General features: G+C 69.2%; 14 protein-coding genes. 3 read left to right on the top strand and 11 right to left on the bottom strand.

What is annotated here, in order from left to right; all coding sequences use genetic code 11:
* Nucleotides 1–60: 60 nt before the first annotated feature.
* The 6 genes from bioB to ACLBWH_RS04715 are packed head-to-tail and all read right to left on the bottom strand — an operon-like array spanning nt 61 to nt 5739.
* Nucleotides 61–1050, bottom strand: coding sequence for a biotin synthase BioB (bioB, locus tag ACLBWH_RS04740; RefSeq protein ID WP_447797139.1), 990 nt, complete (start codon nt 1048–1050; stop codon nt 61–63).
* The gene (gene scpA / locus ACLBWH_RS04735; RefSeq protein ID WP_447797137.1) at nt 1047–3254 is read right to left on the bottom strand and encodes a methylmalonyl-CoA mutase; all 2208 of its coding nucleotides are present in this window, start codon (nt 3252–3254) and stop codon (nt 1047–1049) included. Before scpA ends, bioB begins: the two co-directional genes overlap by 4 nt.
* Nucleotides 3241–3672 carry a methylmalonyl-CoA epimerase gene (mce, locus tag ACLBWH_RS04730; RefSeq protein WP_322848305.1) on the bottom strand — a complete coding sequence of 144 codons (432 nt, stop codon included), beginning with the start codon at nt 3670–3672 and terminating at the stop codon, nt 3241–3243. The genes scpA and mce overlap by 14 nt, the downstream gene beginning before the upstream one ends.
* Nucleotides 3669–3881 (bottom strand): hypothetical protein, encoded by a 213-nt coding sequence (locus ACLBWH_RS04725; protein ID WP_447797134.1) that lies wholly within the window; start codon nt 3879–3881, stop codon nt 3669–3671. The genes mce and ACLBWH_RS04725 overlap by 4 nt, the downstream gene beginning before the upstream one ends.
* Nucleotides 3878–4168 (bottom strand): hypothetical protein, encoded by a 291-nt coding sequence (locus ACLBWH_RS04720; RefSeq protein ID WP_447797132.1) that lies wholly within the window; start codon nt 4166–4168, stop codon nt 3878–3880. The genes ACLBWH_RS04725 and ACLBWH_RS04720 overlap by 4 nt, the downstream gene beginning before the upstream one ends.
* 44 nt (nt 4169–4212) lie before the next feature.
* Complete coding sequence (locus ACLBWH_RS04715; RefSeq protein WP_447797130.1) at nt 4213–5739, bottom strand: acyl-CoA carboxylase subunit beta; 1527 nt, start codon at nt 5737–5739, stop codon at nt 4213–4215.
* Nucleotides 5740–5835: 96 nt separating this feature from the next.
* On the opposite strand from ACLBWH_RS04715, the gene ACLBWH_RS04710 reads away from it, so the two are divergent.
* A complete protein-coding gene (locus ACLBWH_RS04710) occupies nt 5836–7242 on the top strand; it encodes a helix-turn-helix domain-containing protein (RefSeq protein ID WP_322848309.1) in 1407 nt (468 codons plus the stop codon).
* 54 nt (nt 7243–7296) lie between these two features.
* The gene (locus tag ACLBWH_RS04705; protein ID WP_447797484.1) at nt 7297–8550 is read left to right on the top strand and encodes an NAD(P)/FAD-dependent oxidoreductase; all 1254 of its coding nucleotides are present in this window, start codon (nt 7297–7299) and stop codon (nt 8548–8550) included.
* Here the strand turns inward: ACLBWH_RS04705 and ACLBWH_RS04700 are convergent.
* A complete protein-coding gene (locus tag ACLBWH_RS04700) occupies nt 8513–9796 on the bottom strand; it encodes a glycosyltransferase (protein ID WP_447797128.1) in 1284 nt (427 codons plus the stop codon). The two genes, ACLBWH_RS04705 and ACLBWH_RS04700, sit on opposite strands and share 38 nt — an antisense overlap.
* Nucleotides 9797–9830: 34 nt before the next feature.
* Here ACLBWH_RS04700 and ACLBWH_RS04695 point away from each other — a divergent pair, with 34 nt between their 5' ends.
* The gene (locus ACLBWH_RS04695; RefSeq protein WP_447797126.1) at nt 9831–10622 is read left to right on the top strand and encodes a DUF72 domain-containing protein; all 792 of its coding nucleotides are present in this window, start codon (nt 9831–9833) and stop codon (nt 10620–10622) included.
* Nucleotides 10623–10837: 215 nt separating this feature from the next.
* On the opposite strand, the gene ACLBWH_RS04690 is transcribed toward ACLBWH_RS04695, so the two are convergent.
* The 4 genes from ACLBWH_RS04690 to hemC are packed head-to-tail and all read right to left on the bottom strand — an operon-like array spanning nt 10838 to nt 14009.
* Nucleotides 10838–11419, bottom strand: coding sequence for a class I SAM-dependent methyltransferase (locus ACLBWH_RS04690; protein WP_447797124.1), 582 nt, complete (start codon nt 11417–11419; stop codon nt 10838–10840).
* A 30-nt stretch (nt 11420–11449) separates the two neighbouring features.
* Complete coding sequence (locus tag ACLBWH_RS04685; protein WP_447797122.1) at nt 11450–12412, bottom strand: hypothetical protein; 963 nt, start codon at nt 12410–12412, stop codon at nt 11450–11452.
* Nucleotides 12409–13098 carry a uroporphyrinogen-III synthase gene (locus ACLBWH_RS04680; RefSeq protein WP_447797120.1) on the bottom strand — a complete coding sequence of 230 codons (690 nt, stop codon included), beginning with the start codon at nt 13096–13098 and terminating at the stop codon, nt 12409–12411. Before ACLBWH_RS04680 ends, ACLBWH_RS04685 begins: the two co-directional genes overlap by 4 nt.
* Nucleotides 13095–14009, bottom strand: a complete 915-nt coding sequence (gene hemC / locus ACLBWH_RS04675) for a hydroxymethylbilane synthase (protein WP_447797118.1) — start codon at nt 14007–14009, stop codon at nt 13095–13097. Before hemC ends, ACLBWH_RS04680 begins: the two co-directional genes overlap by 4 nt.
* Nucleotides 14010–14141 lie beyond the last annotated feature (132 nt).

Genomic DNA, 14141 nt, shown 5'->3' with positions numbered 1-14141 from the left:
GGGCCGGTCCGCCTGCGGGTTTGATGATTTTCGGGGAGGACGGGCCGTCCCCCCTGCGGGCTATTCGGCCGCCACCCGCATCGGCTCGGCGCTTTCCATCGGCGTCAGGCCGAGCTTGGCGAACAATGCCGCGTCGGCGCTGTCGCCGGCGTTGCCGGTCGTGAGCAATTTGTCGCCGGTGAAGATCGAATTGGCGCCTGCCATGAAGCACAGCGCCTGCGTCGCTTCCGACATCGATTCGCGACCGGCGGACAGGCGCACCATCGACAGCGGCATCGTGATCCGCGCCACCGCCACCGTGCGGACGAACTCGATGTCGTCGATCTGCGCCATCGGCGTGCCCGCCAGCATGTCGCCGAGCGGCGTGCCCTTCACCGGCACCAAAGCGTTGACCGGCACGCTCTCGGGATGGCGCGGCAAGGTCGCGAGCGCATGGACGAAGCCGACGCGATCGGCGCGCGTCTCGCCCATGCCGACGATGCCGCCGCAGCAGACGTTGATCCCGGCGCTGCGGACATTCTCCAGCGTATCGAGCCGGTCCTGGAAGGTGCGCGTGGTGATGACGTTGCCGTAATTCTCTGGCGAAGTGTCGATATTGTGGTTGTAATAATCGAGCCCGGCGGCGGCGAGCTGTCGCGCCTGTTCGGGCTGGAGCATGCCGAGCGTCATGCACGTCTCCATCCCCATCGATCGGACGCCTTCGACCATCGCGACGATCGCGGGCATGTCGCGTTCCTTGGGGTTACGCCAGGCCGCGCCCATGCAGAAGCGCTGCGACCCCGCGGCCTTGGCCTCCGCCGCATCGGCGAGCACCGCGTCGACGTCCATCAGCTTGGCCGCCTTCAGCCCGCTGTCCGACGACGCGGACTGCGAGCAATAGCCGCAATCCTCCGGGCAACCGCCGGTCTTGATCGACAGCAACGTGCACAGCTGCACCTCCGACGGCGCATGGTGCGTGCGGTGGACGGTCTGCGCCTGGTACATCAGTTCGTCGAACGGCAGGTCGAACAGCGCGGCGATCTCGGCGCGGGTCCAGTCGGTACGGGTCATTCGGCAGCATCCTGTTGCGGCGGCATATTGTGGCCGAGCAGCCGTAGCACATCCTCGGCGGCGGTGATGAGATTGGTGCCCGGGCCGAAGATCGCCTGCACCCCGGCGTCGCGCAGCGCCTGATAATCCTGCGCCGGGATGACGCCGCCGGCGATCACCTTGATGTCGGCACGCCCGGCATCGCGTAGATGGCCGATCAGCTCGGGGATCAGCGTCTTGTGGCCTGCGGCGAGGCTGGAGGCGCCGACGACGTCGACGTCCTTCTCCACCGCCAGCGTTGCGGCTTCCTCCGGCGTCTGGAACAGCGGCCCGGGCACGACCTCGAAGCCGAGATCGCCGAACATGCTGCTGACGAGGTTGGCGCCGCGATCGTGGCCGTCCTGCCCCATCTTGGCGACGAGCATGCGGGGTTTGCGCCCCAGTCGCCGTTCGGTCGCGGCGACGCCGTCCTCAAGCCGCAGCCAGCGCGCATCGTCGGCATAGGCGCCGCCGTAGATGCCCTTGACCGGGGTCGGCTGCGTGCCGAAGCGGCCGAAGACATCCTCCATGGCCTGGCTGATCTCGCCGAGTGTCGCGCGGGCGCGGGCGGCATCGACCGCGAGCGCGAGGAGGTTCTCCGTGCCGCGCGCGCCTTCGCGTAATGCGTCCAGTGCCTTGCGACACGCCACCTCGTCGCGCGTCGCCTTGACGCGTTCGATGCGGCGGATCTGCGCCTCGCGCACCGCGACATTGTCGACGTCGAGGATGTCGATCGGGTCCTCGCCATCCTTGCGATATTTGTTCACCCCGACGATCACGTCCTCGCCGCGGTCGACGCGCGCGGCGCGCGCGGCGGAGGCTTCCTCGATCATCGCCTTGGGCCAGCCGGCGCCGACCGCCTTGGCCATGCCGCCTTCGGCCTGCACGCGTTCGATGATCTCCCACGCGCCATCCACCAAAGATCGCGTCAGGTTTTCGACATAATAGCTGCCGCCGAGCGGATCGACGACCTTGGTCATCCCGGTCTCTTCCTGGATGACGATCTGCGTATTGCGCGCGATCCGCGCGGAGAAATCGGTGGGCAGCGCGATCGCCTCGTCGAGCGCGTTGGTGTGCAGCGACTGCGTGCCGCCGAGCATCGCCGCCATCGCCTCGATCGTCGTGCGCATGACGTTGTTGTACGGGTCCTGCTCGGTCAGCGACACGCCCGAGGTCTGGCAATGTGTACGCAGCATCTTGCTGCGCTCGTCCTGCGCGCCGAGCTGCGTCATCGCGCGATGCCACAGCACGCGCGCGGCGCGCAGCTTGGCGATCTCCATGAAGAAATTCATGCCGATCGCGAAGAAGAACGACAGGCGTCCGGCGAATTTGTCGATGTCGAGGCCCGACGCGACGCCGTATTTCACATATTCCATACCGTCGGCGATGGTGAAGGCGAGCTCGTGGAGCTGCGTCGCCCCCGCCTCCTGCATATGATAGCCGCTGATCGAGATGCTGTTGAACTTGGGCATCTCGCGGCTGGTATAGCCGAAGATGTCGCTGATGATCCGCATGCTCGGTTCGGGCGGGTAGATATAGGTGTTGCGGACCATGAACTCCTTGAGGATGTCGTTCTGGATGGTCCCGTCGAGCAATCTACGGTCGACGCCCTGTTCCTCGCCGGCGACGATGAAGAAGGCGAGGATCGGGATCACCGCGCCGTTCATCGTCATGCTGACGCTCATCTGGTCGAGCGGGATGCCGTCGAACAGGATCTTCATATCCTCGACGGTGTCGATCGCGACGCCCGCCTTGCCGACGTCGCCGGTGACGCGCGGATGGTCGCTGTCATAGCCGCGGTGCGTCGCGAGATCGAAGGCGACCGACAGCCCCTTCTGCCCGGCGGCGAGATTGCGGCGGTAGAAGGCGTTCGATTCCTCCGCAGTCGAGAAGCCGGCATATTGGCGGATCGTCCACGGCCGCCCGGCGTACATCGACGCGCGCACGCCGCGGGTAAAGGGCGCGAAGCCGGGGAGGCCCGGATCGACCGGCGCATCGGCGGCGGTGTAGAGCGGCTTGACGTCGATGCCCTCGGGCGTGTGCCAGACGAGGTCCTTGCCCTTCACCTCCTTCGCGGCGGCGGCCTGCCAGTCGGCGAGGCCCGGCTGCGATGTCGGTTCGGGCGCGGGCGGTAGGGCGGGGGCGGCGCCGCTGTCCTCGCCGGTGTTGACCTCAATGTCCGGCAAGCGGCGTCTCCATCAGTTCGACCAGTACGCCGCCCATGTCCTTCGGGTGGACGAAGACGATCGGCGTACCGTGCGCGCCGATCCGCGGGCTCCCGAGCACGCGCGCGCCCTTGGCGGTGAGGTCGGCGATCGCGGCATGGATGTCGGCGACCTCGAAACACAGGTGATGCTGGCCGCCGGCGGGATTGGCGCGCAGGAAGCCGGCGATCGGCGAACTCTCGTCATAGGGCTCGATCAGCTCGATCTGCGTATTGGGCGTGTCGATGAAGCACACCTTCACGCCCTGCGCGGGCAGGTCGAACGGAACGCCGATCGCGGTCGCGCCGAGCAGGCTGCGATACGTCTCGATCGACCGCGCGATCGACGGCGTCGCGACGCCGACATGGTTGAGGCGGCCCAACGGCGCGTGCTCGGTCATTCCTCGATCCGCCGCTGCCGCGTCGCCATCGCGGCGCCCTCGATCACGCCTTCCAGTCGGCTGACGCGGTCGCGCAACGCGGCGTGCGCGTCAGCCAGTGCCGCGAGGCGTCCGCTCTGACTGGTGACCATATCCTTGAGCTGGCGTACGTCTTCTTGCAGCAATAGGACGTTGCGAAGCGCCTTCATCGTATCGCCGATGAAACTCATCGCCGCGATCCTTCGCCAGCGAGCACCGCATCGACCGCCGCGTTCGCACGATTGATGCTGGCAATCGCGCTCTTGATGTCCTCGCGCATACGGGGAACGGCCTCGTTCACCTCGCGGACCAACGCCGCCAGTTGCTCTTCGTCTTCTTCCGCTGCTGTCTGCGCAATATAGATCGCCGAGGCCTCGCGAACGACGTGGCCGACAGACATGCCGTTGCTCGCAGCGAACGCATCGAGCGCCGCCTTGTGATCGGGGGTGGTCAAAAAGGTCACGCGTTCGGTCTGCATGAGCCGTCTCCTTCACATGTGCTTATAATGTTCAGGAGACAGGCTCACAACGGGATGTTGTCGTGCTTCTTCCACGGGTTTTCCAGCGCCTTGCCCTTCAGCTTGCGCAAGCCCAGCGCGATGCGACGGCGGGTGGAGTGCGGCTGGATCACCTCGTCGATGAAGCCTTTGCTCGCCGCGACGAAGGGGTTGGCGAAGCGCGCCTCGTATTCGGCGGTGCGTTCGGCGATCTCCTCGGGCGTGCGGCCGCGGAAGATGATCTCGACCGCGCCCTTGGCGCCCATCACCGCGATCTCGGCGGTCGGCCAGGCGTAATTGAGGTCGCCGCGCAGATGCTTCGACGCCATCACGTCGTATGCGCCGCCATAGGCCTTGCGCGTGATGACGGTGATCTTCGGCACGGTCGCCTCGGCATAAGCGAACAGCAATTTGGCGCCGTGCTTGATGATGCCGTTATGCTCCTGCGCGGTGCCGGGCAGGAAGCCGGGTACGTCGACGAAGGTGACGATCGGGATATCGAACGCGTCGCAGAAGCGGACGAAGCGCGCCGCCTTCTTCGAGCTGTTGATGTCGAGCACGCCGGCGAGCACCATAGGCTGGTTGGCGACGAAGCCGACCGTGCGCCCCTCGATCCGGCCGAAGCCGGTAATGATGTTCGCGGCATGTGCCGGCTGCGTCTCGAAGAAATCGCCCTCGTCGACCGTCTTCCGGATCAGCTCATGCATGTCGTAGGGCTGGTTCGCCGAGGCGGGCACCAGCGTATCGAGGCTCGGCTCCAGCCGGTCCCAGGCATCGGCGGTCGGGCGTTCGGGCACGCTCTCGCGGTTCGACGCGGGCAGGAAGTCGATGAAGTCGCGCGCCGCGAGCAGCGCCTCGATGTCGTTCTCAAAGGCGTTGTCGGCGACCGAGGTCTTGGTGGTGTGCGTCACCGCGCCACCCAAAGCCTCCTGCGTCACCACCTCGTTGGTCACCGTGCGGACCACGTCGGGGCCGGTGACGAACATATAGCTCGAATCCTTCACCATGAAGATGAAGTCGGTCATCGCCGGCGAATAGACCGCGCCGCCCGCGCAGGGCCCCATGATGAGGCTGAGCTGCGGCACCACGCCGCTGGCGAGCACGTTGCGCTGGAACACCTCGGCATAGCCGCCGAGGCTGGCGACACCCTCCTGGATGCGCGCGCCGCCCGAATCGTTGAGGCCGATCACCGGCGCACCGACCTTCAATGCGGTGTCCATGACCTTGCAGATCTTCTGCGCATGGCGTTCGGACAGCGACCCGCCGAAGACGGTGAAATCCTGACTGAAGACATAGACGAGCCGGCCGTTGATCGTCCCCGATCCGGTGACGACGCCGTCGCCGGGGATCACCTGATCCGCCATGCCGAAATCGACGCAATTGTGCTCGACGTACATGTCGATCTCTTCGAACGATCCTTCGTCGAGCAGGATCTCCAGCCGTTCGCGGGCGGTGAGCTTGCCCTTGGCATGTTGCGCGGCGACCCGTTTCTCGCCGCCGCCCGCTCTGGCGGCGGATCGGCGGCGGTCGAGTTCGGTCTGCGTCGATGACATACTCTCTCCTGCCTCTTCTTTCCCGATCCTAGCCTGCCGCCGCAACTGTGGTTTTGCAAAATTGCAACGGGGCTGTTTGCAAACTATGAGCGGCACATGATCCAGCAACCGCCCCGCGCGCGCATCTTCGCCGGCGATCAGGTCCGCGCGCTGCGTGCCCGGCTCTCGCTCAGCCAGATCGCGCTCAGCCGGCGGATCGGCATCTCGACCAGCTATCTGTCGCAGATCGAGAGCGGCGACCGGCCGATCACCGGCGGCGTGCTCGGCGCGCTGGCGCGTGCCTTCCCGCTCGACTGGGTCGAGATCGCGCCCGAGGACGACAGCGCCGCCCTGGTGGGAGCGCTCGAGGCGGGGACCGATCCGTCGGTGCCCGCGGCGCTGCTCGACGAGGCGGACGTGCTGCGCGGGCTCAAGCAGCAGCCGCTGGTGGCGCGACGGATGATCGCGCTGCATGCCGCGCTGCGCCGTTCGCAGGAGCAATTGCGCGTGCTCGACGATCGCGTCGACGCGCAGGGGAGCCAGCCGCACCTGCTGCCGTGGGAGGAGGTGCGCGACTGGTTTCAGGGGATGGGCAATTACATCGATCCGCTCGATCGCTTTGCCGAGGCGCTGGCGGCGGACCTGCCGCCGGGGCGGGCGCTGGTCGACCGGTTGCAGGCGGCACACGACGTGCGCGTGATCGACGACGGCATCGCCGCGCCGATGCGCGCCTATGACGCTGCGGCGGGGACGCTGACGATCGATGGCGCGCAGCCGATCGAGACGCGGCATTTCCAGCTCGCGCACCAGCTCATCCGGCTGGAGGCCAAGGCGCTGATCGAGGGGATCGTCGCCGACGCGCCACTGCGTTCGGAAGCGGCGCGCGACCTGCTGCGCGTCGGGCTCGCCAATTACGGCGCGGGCGCGCTGCTGATGCCCTATGCGCGCTTCCGCGCCGAGGCGCGGGCGCGGCGTCACGACGTCGACGCGCTGCGCCAGCGCTTCGGGGTGAGCTTCGAGCAGGTGTGCCACCGCCTGTCGACGTTGCAGCGGCCGGGGCTGCCCGGCGTGCCGTTCTTCTTCTGCCGCATCGACATGGCGGGCAACATCACCAAGCGCCATTCGGCGACGCGGCTGCAATTCGCGCAATATGGCGGCGCCTGCCCGTTGTGGGTGGCGCATGAGGCGGTGGCGATCTCCGACCGGATCCTCGTCCAGGTCGCCGAAATGCCCGACGGCGCGCGCTACGTGTCGATGGCCAAGGGGCTGGTCAAGGCGACGTCGAGCTATCGCCGCGTCGCCCGGCGCTATGCGGTGGTGCTCGGCTGCGAGGTCGAACATGCCGGCGCGTTCATCTATGGCGACGGTCTCGACCTCGCCGGGGCGGACAGCGCGACGCCGATCGGCCCGTCGTGCCGCATCTGTCCGCGCCGCGATTGCGACCAGCGCGCCTTTCCGCCGGCCGGGCGCGAGTTGCTGGTCGATCCCGACCGGCGTTCGATCGTGCCTTACGGCTTCGACTGAGCCGGGGGTTTCCCAAAACCGGCGACTACGGCAGGAGAGGGCAAAGCGGAGGATATCAGCGTGCAATCCCATTATGACGTCGTCATCGTCGGGGCCGGTCATGGCGGCGCGCAGGCGGCGATCGCATTGCGCGCCGCCAAATTCGCCGGCAGCATCGCGATGATCGGCGACGAGCCCGAACCGCCCTACGAACGCCCGCCGCTGTCCAAGGACTATCTGTCCGGCGACAAGCCGTTCGAGCGCATCCTGATCCGTCCGCCCGCCTTCTGGGGGGAGCGTGACGTTGCGCTGCGGCTCGGCCGCCGCGTCGTGCGTGTCGATCCGCAGGCGCGCACCGTCGCCACCGACGATGGCGCGACGATCGGCTATGGCCAGCTCATCTGGGCGACCGGCGGCAGTCCGCGGCGGCTGACCTGTTCGGGCCACGACCTCGCCGGCGTCCATGGCGTGCGCACCCGCGCCGACGTCGACCGGATGATCGCCGAACTGCCCGGCGTGACCCGCGTCGCGGTGATCGGCGGCGGCTATATCGGGCTGGAGGCCGCCGCCGTACTCGCCAAGTTCGGCAAGCAGGTCACGGTGCTCGAAGCGCTGCCGCGCGTCCTCGCGCGCGTTGCCGGCGAGCCCTTGTCGCGCTTCTACGAGGCCGAACATCGCGCGCATGGCGTCGACGTGCGGCTCGGCGTCACCGTCGCCTGTATCGCCGAAGCGGACGGCCGGGCGTGCGGCGTCACGCTCGCCGACGGCGAGACGGTGCCGGCGGAGATGGTGATCGTCGGCATCGGTATCGTCCCCGCCGTCCAGCCGTTGCTCGACGCGGGTGCGGCGGGGGGCAACGGCGTCGAGGTCGACGCGCAGTGCCGCACCAGCCTGGCGCAGGTCTTCGCGATCGGCGATTGCGCGATGCACGCCAATGCCTTCGCCGACGGCGCGCGCATCCGGCTCGAATCGGTGCAGAACGCCAACGACCAGGCGACGGTGGTCGCCAAGACGATCGCCGGCACGCCGGTGGACTATCATGCGGTGCCCTGGTTCTGGTCGAACCAATACGACCTGCGCCTGCAGACGGTGGGCCTGTCGACCGGCCACGACGCGCTGGTGGTGCGCGGCGCCGTCGCCAGCCGCAGCTTCTCGCTGATCTACCTGCGCGCGGGCCGGGTGATCGCGCTCGACTGCGTCAATGCGACCAAGGATTACGTCCAGGGCCGCGCGCTGGTGCTGGCCGGCGCGGTCATCGACCCCGCGCGGCTTGCGGACGCGACGGTGCCGCTCAAGGAGATGGTCGCCGCCGCAACGCCGCCGCAATGATCCGGTCGGCCGCCGTCTCGGTCGGCCGTTCGCCGCGGAGCTGCGTAGCGATCGCGGCGGCGCGCGCGGCGATGGTGTGATCGCCCAGCAACGCGCGCAGCGCCTCGTCGGCCGCGGCGCCCTGGAACGCCGCCGGGCGTAGCGACCGGCCGATGCCGAGCCGCGCGATCCGCGCGCCATTGTCGAACTGATCGCCGAAGAAGGGCAGGACCAGTTGCGGCGCGCCGGCGTGCATCGCCTGGCCGGTGGTGCCGATCCCGCCGTGATGGACCACCGCCGCGGCACGGCCGAAGAGCTGCGAATGCGGCGCATAGCCGAGCCGCAGGAGATCGCCGTCGACGCAGGGGCTGTCCGCGGTGCCGGTCAGCAGCACCGCGCGCCTTCCCAGCGCGGGGGCGGCCGCGGCCGCGACGTCGTAGAAGCGCCCCGGCGCATGGACGACGAACGATCCCAAGGTGAAGACGATCGGCGCCGGCCCGCGATCGAGAAACGCCGCGAGGACGGGATCGAGCGCAACATCGCCGCGATCGTAGAGCGGAAAGCCGATCGCCTCGCAGCGCGGCGGCGCATCCGGCTGCACCGGCGCGAGCAGCGGCGAATAGCAGCATAACGTCGCGCATTGCGCCGGCATCGGATCGAACACCGGCGCCAGCTTGCCCGCCGCGAGGCCGTGCGCCTGCCGCACCGACGCCACCGCGCCGCCGTAGCGCGCGCGCACCGTGGCGCGGACCGTCCCGAGCAGCGCGCGATTCCACCCTCGCCCCAACGGTCCGCGAGGCCGATCGATCATCAGCGCGCCGTCGGGGGTGATAGGCGGGTCCCAGGCGGAGAACAGCGCCATCGGCTGAAGGTTGATCGCGACCAGCGGCAGCCCGCGCTTCTCGGCGACGATGCCGGCCGCGGGCGCGAACAGCGAGCCGACGATGACATCGGCGTCGCCTGCCAGCGCGTCGAGCGCGGCGGTGCTGTCGGCGAGCGAAGGCAGGATCACCGCTTCGAGCACAAAGCGGCGCTGCGTGATGACCCGCCGAGCCGCGGTCGCCGTGTCGATGCCGAGCCGTGCGCAGATCGACGCGAAGCTCGGCAGGATCGGCTCGGCGGCGAGCCCCGCCGCGCGGACCTTGTCGACATGATCGGCCGGCACCGCGAGCATTACGTCGACCCCGCGCCCCGCCAGCGCCCGGCCGATCGCGATAAAGGGGTGGAGATCGTCGAGCGACCCGATCGTCACCAAGATCGCCTTCATCGTCACGGCTCTGCCGCGGTGATATGATGGCATCATGACAATCCGAATCGGGATCGGCGGCTGGACCTACGAGCCGTGGCGCGGGACCTTCTATCCCGCCAAATGGCCGCAGAAGCGCGAGCTCGACTTTGCCGCCTCGCAGGTCACCGCGATCGAGGTCAACGGCACCTATTATTCGAGCTTCAAGCCGGCGAGCTTCGCCAATTGGGCCGCCGCGGCGCCCGACGGCTTCGTCTTCGCGGTGAAGGCGTCGCGCTATTGCACCAACCGCAAGGTGCTCGCCGAGGCGGGTGAATCGGTCGAACGCTTCGTCGGGCAGGGGATCGTCGAGCTCGGCGACAAGCTGGGGCCGATCCTGTGGCAGTTCATGGCGACCAAGGCGTTCGACGCCGACGACATGGCGGCCTTCCTCAAGCTGTTGCCCGCCAGCCATGCCGGGGTGCCGCTGCGCCACGCGGTTCAGGTGCGGCACGAAAGCTTCGCCGACCCCGCCTTCGTCGCGATGGCGCGGGCGGCGAACGTCGCGATCGTCTACGCCGATTCCACGGATTATCCGGCGATCGCCGACGTCACCGCCGACTTCGTCTATGCGCGGCTGGAAGCGGCCGAGGAGCAGAATCCGGCCGGCTACACCGATGCCGCGCTCGACGATTGGGCGCAGGCGGCGCGGACGTGGCAGGCCGGCGGCCAGCCGGAGGGGCTACCCTATGTGGTCGCCGACGCTCCGGCCAAGGCGCAGCGCGACACGTTCGTCTTCTTCATCAACGGCGCGAAGATCCGCGCGCCCCAGGGCGCGATAGCGCTGATCGAGCGGGTTTCGGCGTAACGGCAGCCGTGATGACGGAGGGGTGGCCTTTCCAGAATAGCGATCCCCTTGTCATGGAAGCTGCCGATTCTGGCATCCATGAGAAGCGCCTTCTCGAGAGGAGGCACAGGCAGGGGAATTTCGCACAGCGGATTGCGCCGGCTACGGTCAAGACACGCGGGAAAGCAGGCCGTCTTGCCGGGTAAGCCCACGTCGCGAAGCTTCGTGACGGCACGTCAGATCGTTTTGACCGCCTCGTAGTAGTTGTTACCGCCTTCATCGGAATGGCATCGCATCAGGTCGAGGCCGGCGGCGGCAAGATGTCCCGCATATGCGTCCGATCCAAGCGAAGTCGAGGTGCGACCGGTCAGCGTATCCTTCCACTCGCACATTTCGCGGGGGGCGCTGAAGAGGAACCGTCCGCCTGGTTCCAGCACGCTCGAAACGTTACCGAGAAGCTGTTGCTGGTCGCTCGGCGCGAGCAGGAAGACGAGCCCGATCGATACGGCGCCAACAAAGGTGCGATCGAAGAAAGCGCTACGCTGCGCCGGCTCACAGGCGGCGGGCATATCCGGAAAGTGGCGTCGGTAGGCGGCGATGAGGGAGGGGGACGTATCGATTCCCCAGACCGAATAGCCGTCTTCCACCAGGGCGCGCGCGATCGGTACGCCGGACCCGCATCCTATGTCGAGGATCGCAGCGGATGCAGGCAAATTGCTCTTCGCCCACGATCGCATCAGCTCCGCGCCGACCGTCGAGCGGATCGCCATGAACCGTTCAGCGACGGCATCCCAGCCCGCGGAATGGTCGGTCGTCATCCCTTGTCCCCCGATCGGTGGAAGCTAGCCTCACATTCCGACCGAGGTCGTCGCTTCCTCGTTCGACAGCGTATCGGGCATCGCGGGCAGTTCCGCCGCGGGGGCCGGGGCGGCGGCGGCGACGGTGGGCTTGCTCGCCTGGCCCATGATCGCCGCGCTTTCGATCTGGTCGAGCGCATGGCGCGCGGTGACGTAGCGGTCGGCCGCCTGCATCCAATTGCCCGCGTCGCTCGCGCCGGGCAGCCGCGCGACTTCGGCGCGCGCCGCCTCGACCTGCCCGCCTTCGAGCAGGCGGCGTGCCCGCGCCAGCCGGTCGGCGGGGCGCGGCGATGGCGTGCCCGCCTTGCGCAGCACCACCAGCCCGCCGAGTTCGCGGCGCAGGCTCGCCCACCAGCCGTCGCTGCTCACCGTCGCGATCTCGGGCGCGATCGCGTCGAGGCCCTGGCGCAGGTCCTCCAGCGTCACCGGCTGATGCGACGCCTCGATCACCGCCGCCACCGCGCGCGGCTGGACGGTGCCGAAGCGGTTGCGCAACTGCTCCTCGAGATAGCCGAGGCCGACGCCGCGATCGAGCGCGCGGCGCGACGCGAAGGCGACCAACAGCCCCTCGGCGCGGCCCGCCTGCGTGCCCGCGATCACGGCATCGCTCGCCACCGCCGCGGTGCGCGCCTCCAGCGCGGTCAATTGCCCGGCCAGAGTCGCCTCGCGCGAGGCAAGCGCGGCGGGTTCGAGCGCCGCATTGGTCGTCTGGCCATTGGCGTTGAGCGGTTGCGCCGGGTTGAAATTGGCCGGGTCGGGCTGGGTGCGCTTCGCCGCCAGCGCCCGCTCGGCGGCGGAGGTCGTGCTCAGCCAGCCGGCCTGTTTCATCAGATAGCCGGTGAGCACCGCTCCGGCGACGAAGGCGAGGGCGATGATCGCCAGGAACACCCCCGTCCGCGGCCCGCGCACGGGCGTTGCCGCGGGCCTGGGATCGATCGGCGTATAGTCGGTCATGGCCTCTTATCCCCGCCCCCCGCCGCACGGTCAATCGTCCGTGCGAGCGCGAGCGCGCACAAGGCGGCGTCGGTCGGCATCGCGGCGGCGCAGGCGAGCGCCCAGCCGTCCCCCGCCGCGGCAAGGACCGTCGGACTTAGCGCCGCGATCCCCGTGGCTTGCCGGTCGGCGACCAGCGCCGCGACGCGATGCGCGGCGCGGACCGAATGGAGCAGCACGATCCGCCCTGCCGCCGCCGCGGCGAACGCCGCCGCGTCGACGTCCAGCTCGGCGCTGGCGTAGACGATCGCGGTCGGATGGCCGCTGTCGATATGCTCGCGGCCCGCCAGGTGCAGCGGTCGCGCCAGTCCCGCCGCGGCGGCCGCCGTCAGCGCATCGGCGACGCCGCCGTCGCCGACGACCGCGACGTGCAGCCCGGCGTCGCGCGCCACTGCCGCGCTTTCCGCGCCGACCGCGATCACCGGCAGCCCGGCGAGCCGCGCCAGCCCGGCACCCGCGAGGCGCACCGCATTGGCGCTGGTCACCAGCAGCGCATCGAACGCCGCCGGATCGGGCGGTGTCCACGCGATCGGCGCGGCGGCGAACAGCGGCCGGCCGAGCACCGCGCCGCCGCCGGCACGCAGCCGCGCGATGGTGCGCGCATTGCCCGGCTCGGGCCGCACCACCAGCAGGCCGGACGGATTCACGGCTGGAACAGTCGCCGCACCACTTCGGGTGCCCGCGCCAGCAGGTCGGCGGCGAGCTCGGCGGCGACGAGGCTGCCGTCGGTGCCCTCGCCGCTGCCCTCGACGAAGGCGCTGCCGTCCTCGGCGATGAGTTCGGCGCGCAGCGTCAGCATCTCGCCCGACAAAGCGGCGAGCGCGGCGACCGGCGAATGGCAGTCGGCCCCCAGGCCGGCGAGCAAGGCGCGCTCCGCCAATACGCAGGCGCTGGTCGCGGCATCGTCGATCGCCGCGACGATCCGCGCCGCATTGGCATCCGCGCTGCGCACCTCGATACCGACCGCGCCCTGCGCCGGCGCGGGCAGCATCGTGTCGGTGGGGATCGCGCGGCCGACGCCGTCGCGTCCGAGCCGGTCGAGCCCCGCCGCGGCGAGCAGCGTCGCATCCGCCTCGCCCGCGGTCAGCTTGGCGAGCCTCGTATCGACGTTGCCGCGGAACATCACGACGGTCAGATCGGGGCGCAGCCGCAGCAATTGCGCGCGCCGCCGCGGCGAGCTGGTGCCGACCACCGCGCCCTGCGCCAGCGCGGCGACGCTCTCCGCGCCGATCAGCCGGTCGCGGACGTCGGCGCGCGGCAGCATCGCGGCGATGCGGATCGCGGGCGGGCGGATCGTCTCGACGTCCTTCATCGAATGGACCGCCGCGTCGATCTCATCGTCGAGCAACGCGCGGTCGATTTCCTTGGTCCACAAGGCCTTGCCGCCGATCTCGGCGAGGGGGCGGTCCTGCACCCGGTCGCCGGTGGTGCGGATGACGACCAAGGTCACCGCGTCGGGCGCCCAGCCATGCGCGGCGCACAGGGCGTCGCGCACCATCCCCGCCTGCGTCAGCGCCAGCGGCGATCCCCGCGTGCCCAGCCTGAATTTGATCGCCACAATCTGCTCCTTGCGTCACCCCCACCCTTCCCTCTCCCCTCGGGAGAGGGAGAGACGCCCCAAGGCGGCGATGGGCGAGGGCGACCATGATCCTACAACGACCGCCATGGCCGAAATCCCCACCCTTCGACA

It is taken from the genome of Sphingomonas sp. M6A6_1c (assembly GCF_053345135.1).
The sequence above is the reverse complement of the archived record's forward strand: the minus strand, read 5'-3'. Positions and strand labels throughout refer to the sequence as shown.

What these genes read in the sequence shown, in the direction of transcription:
- bioB (WP_447797139.1), bottom strand. Translation starts at nt 1,050, where the DNA reads ATGACCCGTACCGACTGGACCCGCGCCGAGATCGCCGCGCTGTTCGAC.
- mce (WP_322848305.1), bottom strand. Translation starts at nt 3,672, where the DNA reads ATGACCGAGCACGCGCCGTTGGGCCGCCTCAACCATGTCGGCGTCGCG.
- ACLBWH_RS04725 (WP_447797134.1), bottom strand. Translation starts at nt 3,881, where the DNA reads ATGAGTTTCATCGGCGATACGATGAAGGCGCTTCGCAACGTCCTATTG.
- ACLBWH_RS04720 (WP_447797132.1), bottom strand. Translation starts at nt 4,168, where the DNA reads ATGCAGACCGAACGCGTGACCTTTTTGACCACCCCCGATCACAAGGCG.
- ACLBWH_RS04715 (WP_447797130.1), bottom strand. Translation starts at nt 5,739, where the DNA reads ATGTCATCGACGCAGACCGAACTCGACCGCCGCCGATCCGCCGCCAGA.
- ACLBWH_RS04710 (WP_322848309.1), top strand. Translation starts at nt 5,836, where the DNA reads ATGATCCAGCAACCGCCCCGCGCGCGCATCTTCGCCGGCGATCAGGTC.
- ACLBWH_RS04700 (WP_447797128.1), bottom strand. Translation starts at nt 9,796, where the DNA reads ATGAAGGCGATCTTGGTGACGATCGGGTCGCTCGACGATCTCCACCCC.
- ACLBWH_RS04695 (WP_447797126.1), top strand. Translation starts at nt 9,831, where the DNA reads ATGACAATCCGAATCGGGATCGGCGGCTGGACCTACGAGCCGTGGCGC.
- ACLBWH_RS04690 (WP_447797124.1), bottom strand. Translation starts at nt 11,419, where the DNA reads ATGACGACCGACCATTCCGCGGGCTGGGATGCCGTCGCTGAACGGTTC.
- ACLBWH_RS04685 (WP_447797122.1), bottom strand. Translation starts at nt 12,412, where the DNA reads ATGACCGACTATACGCCGATCGATCCCAGGCCCGCGGCAACGCCCGTG.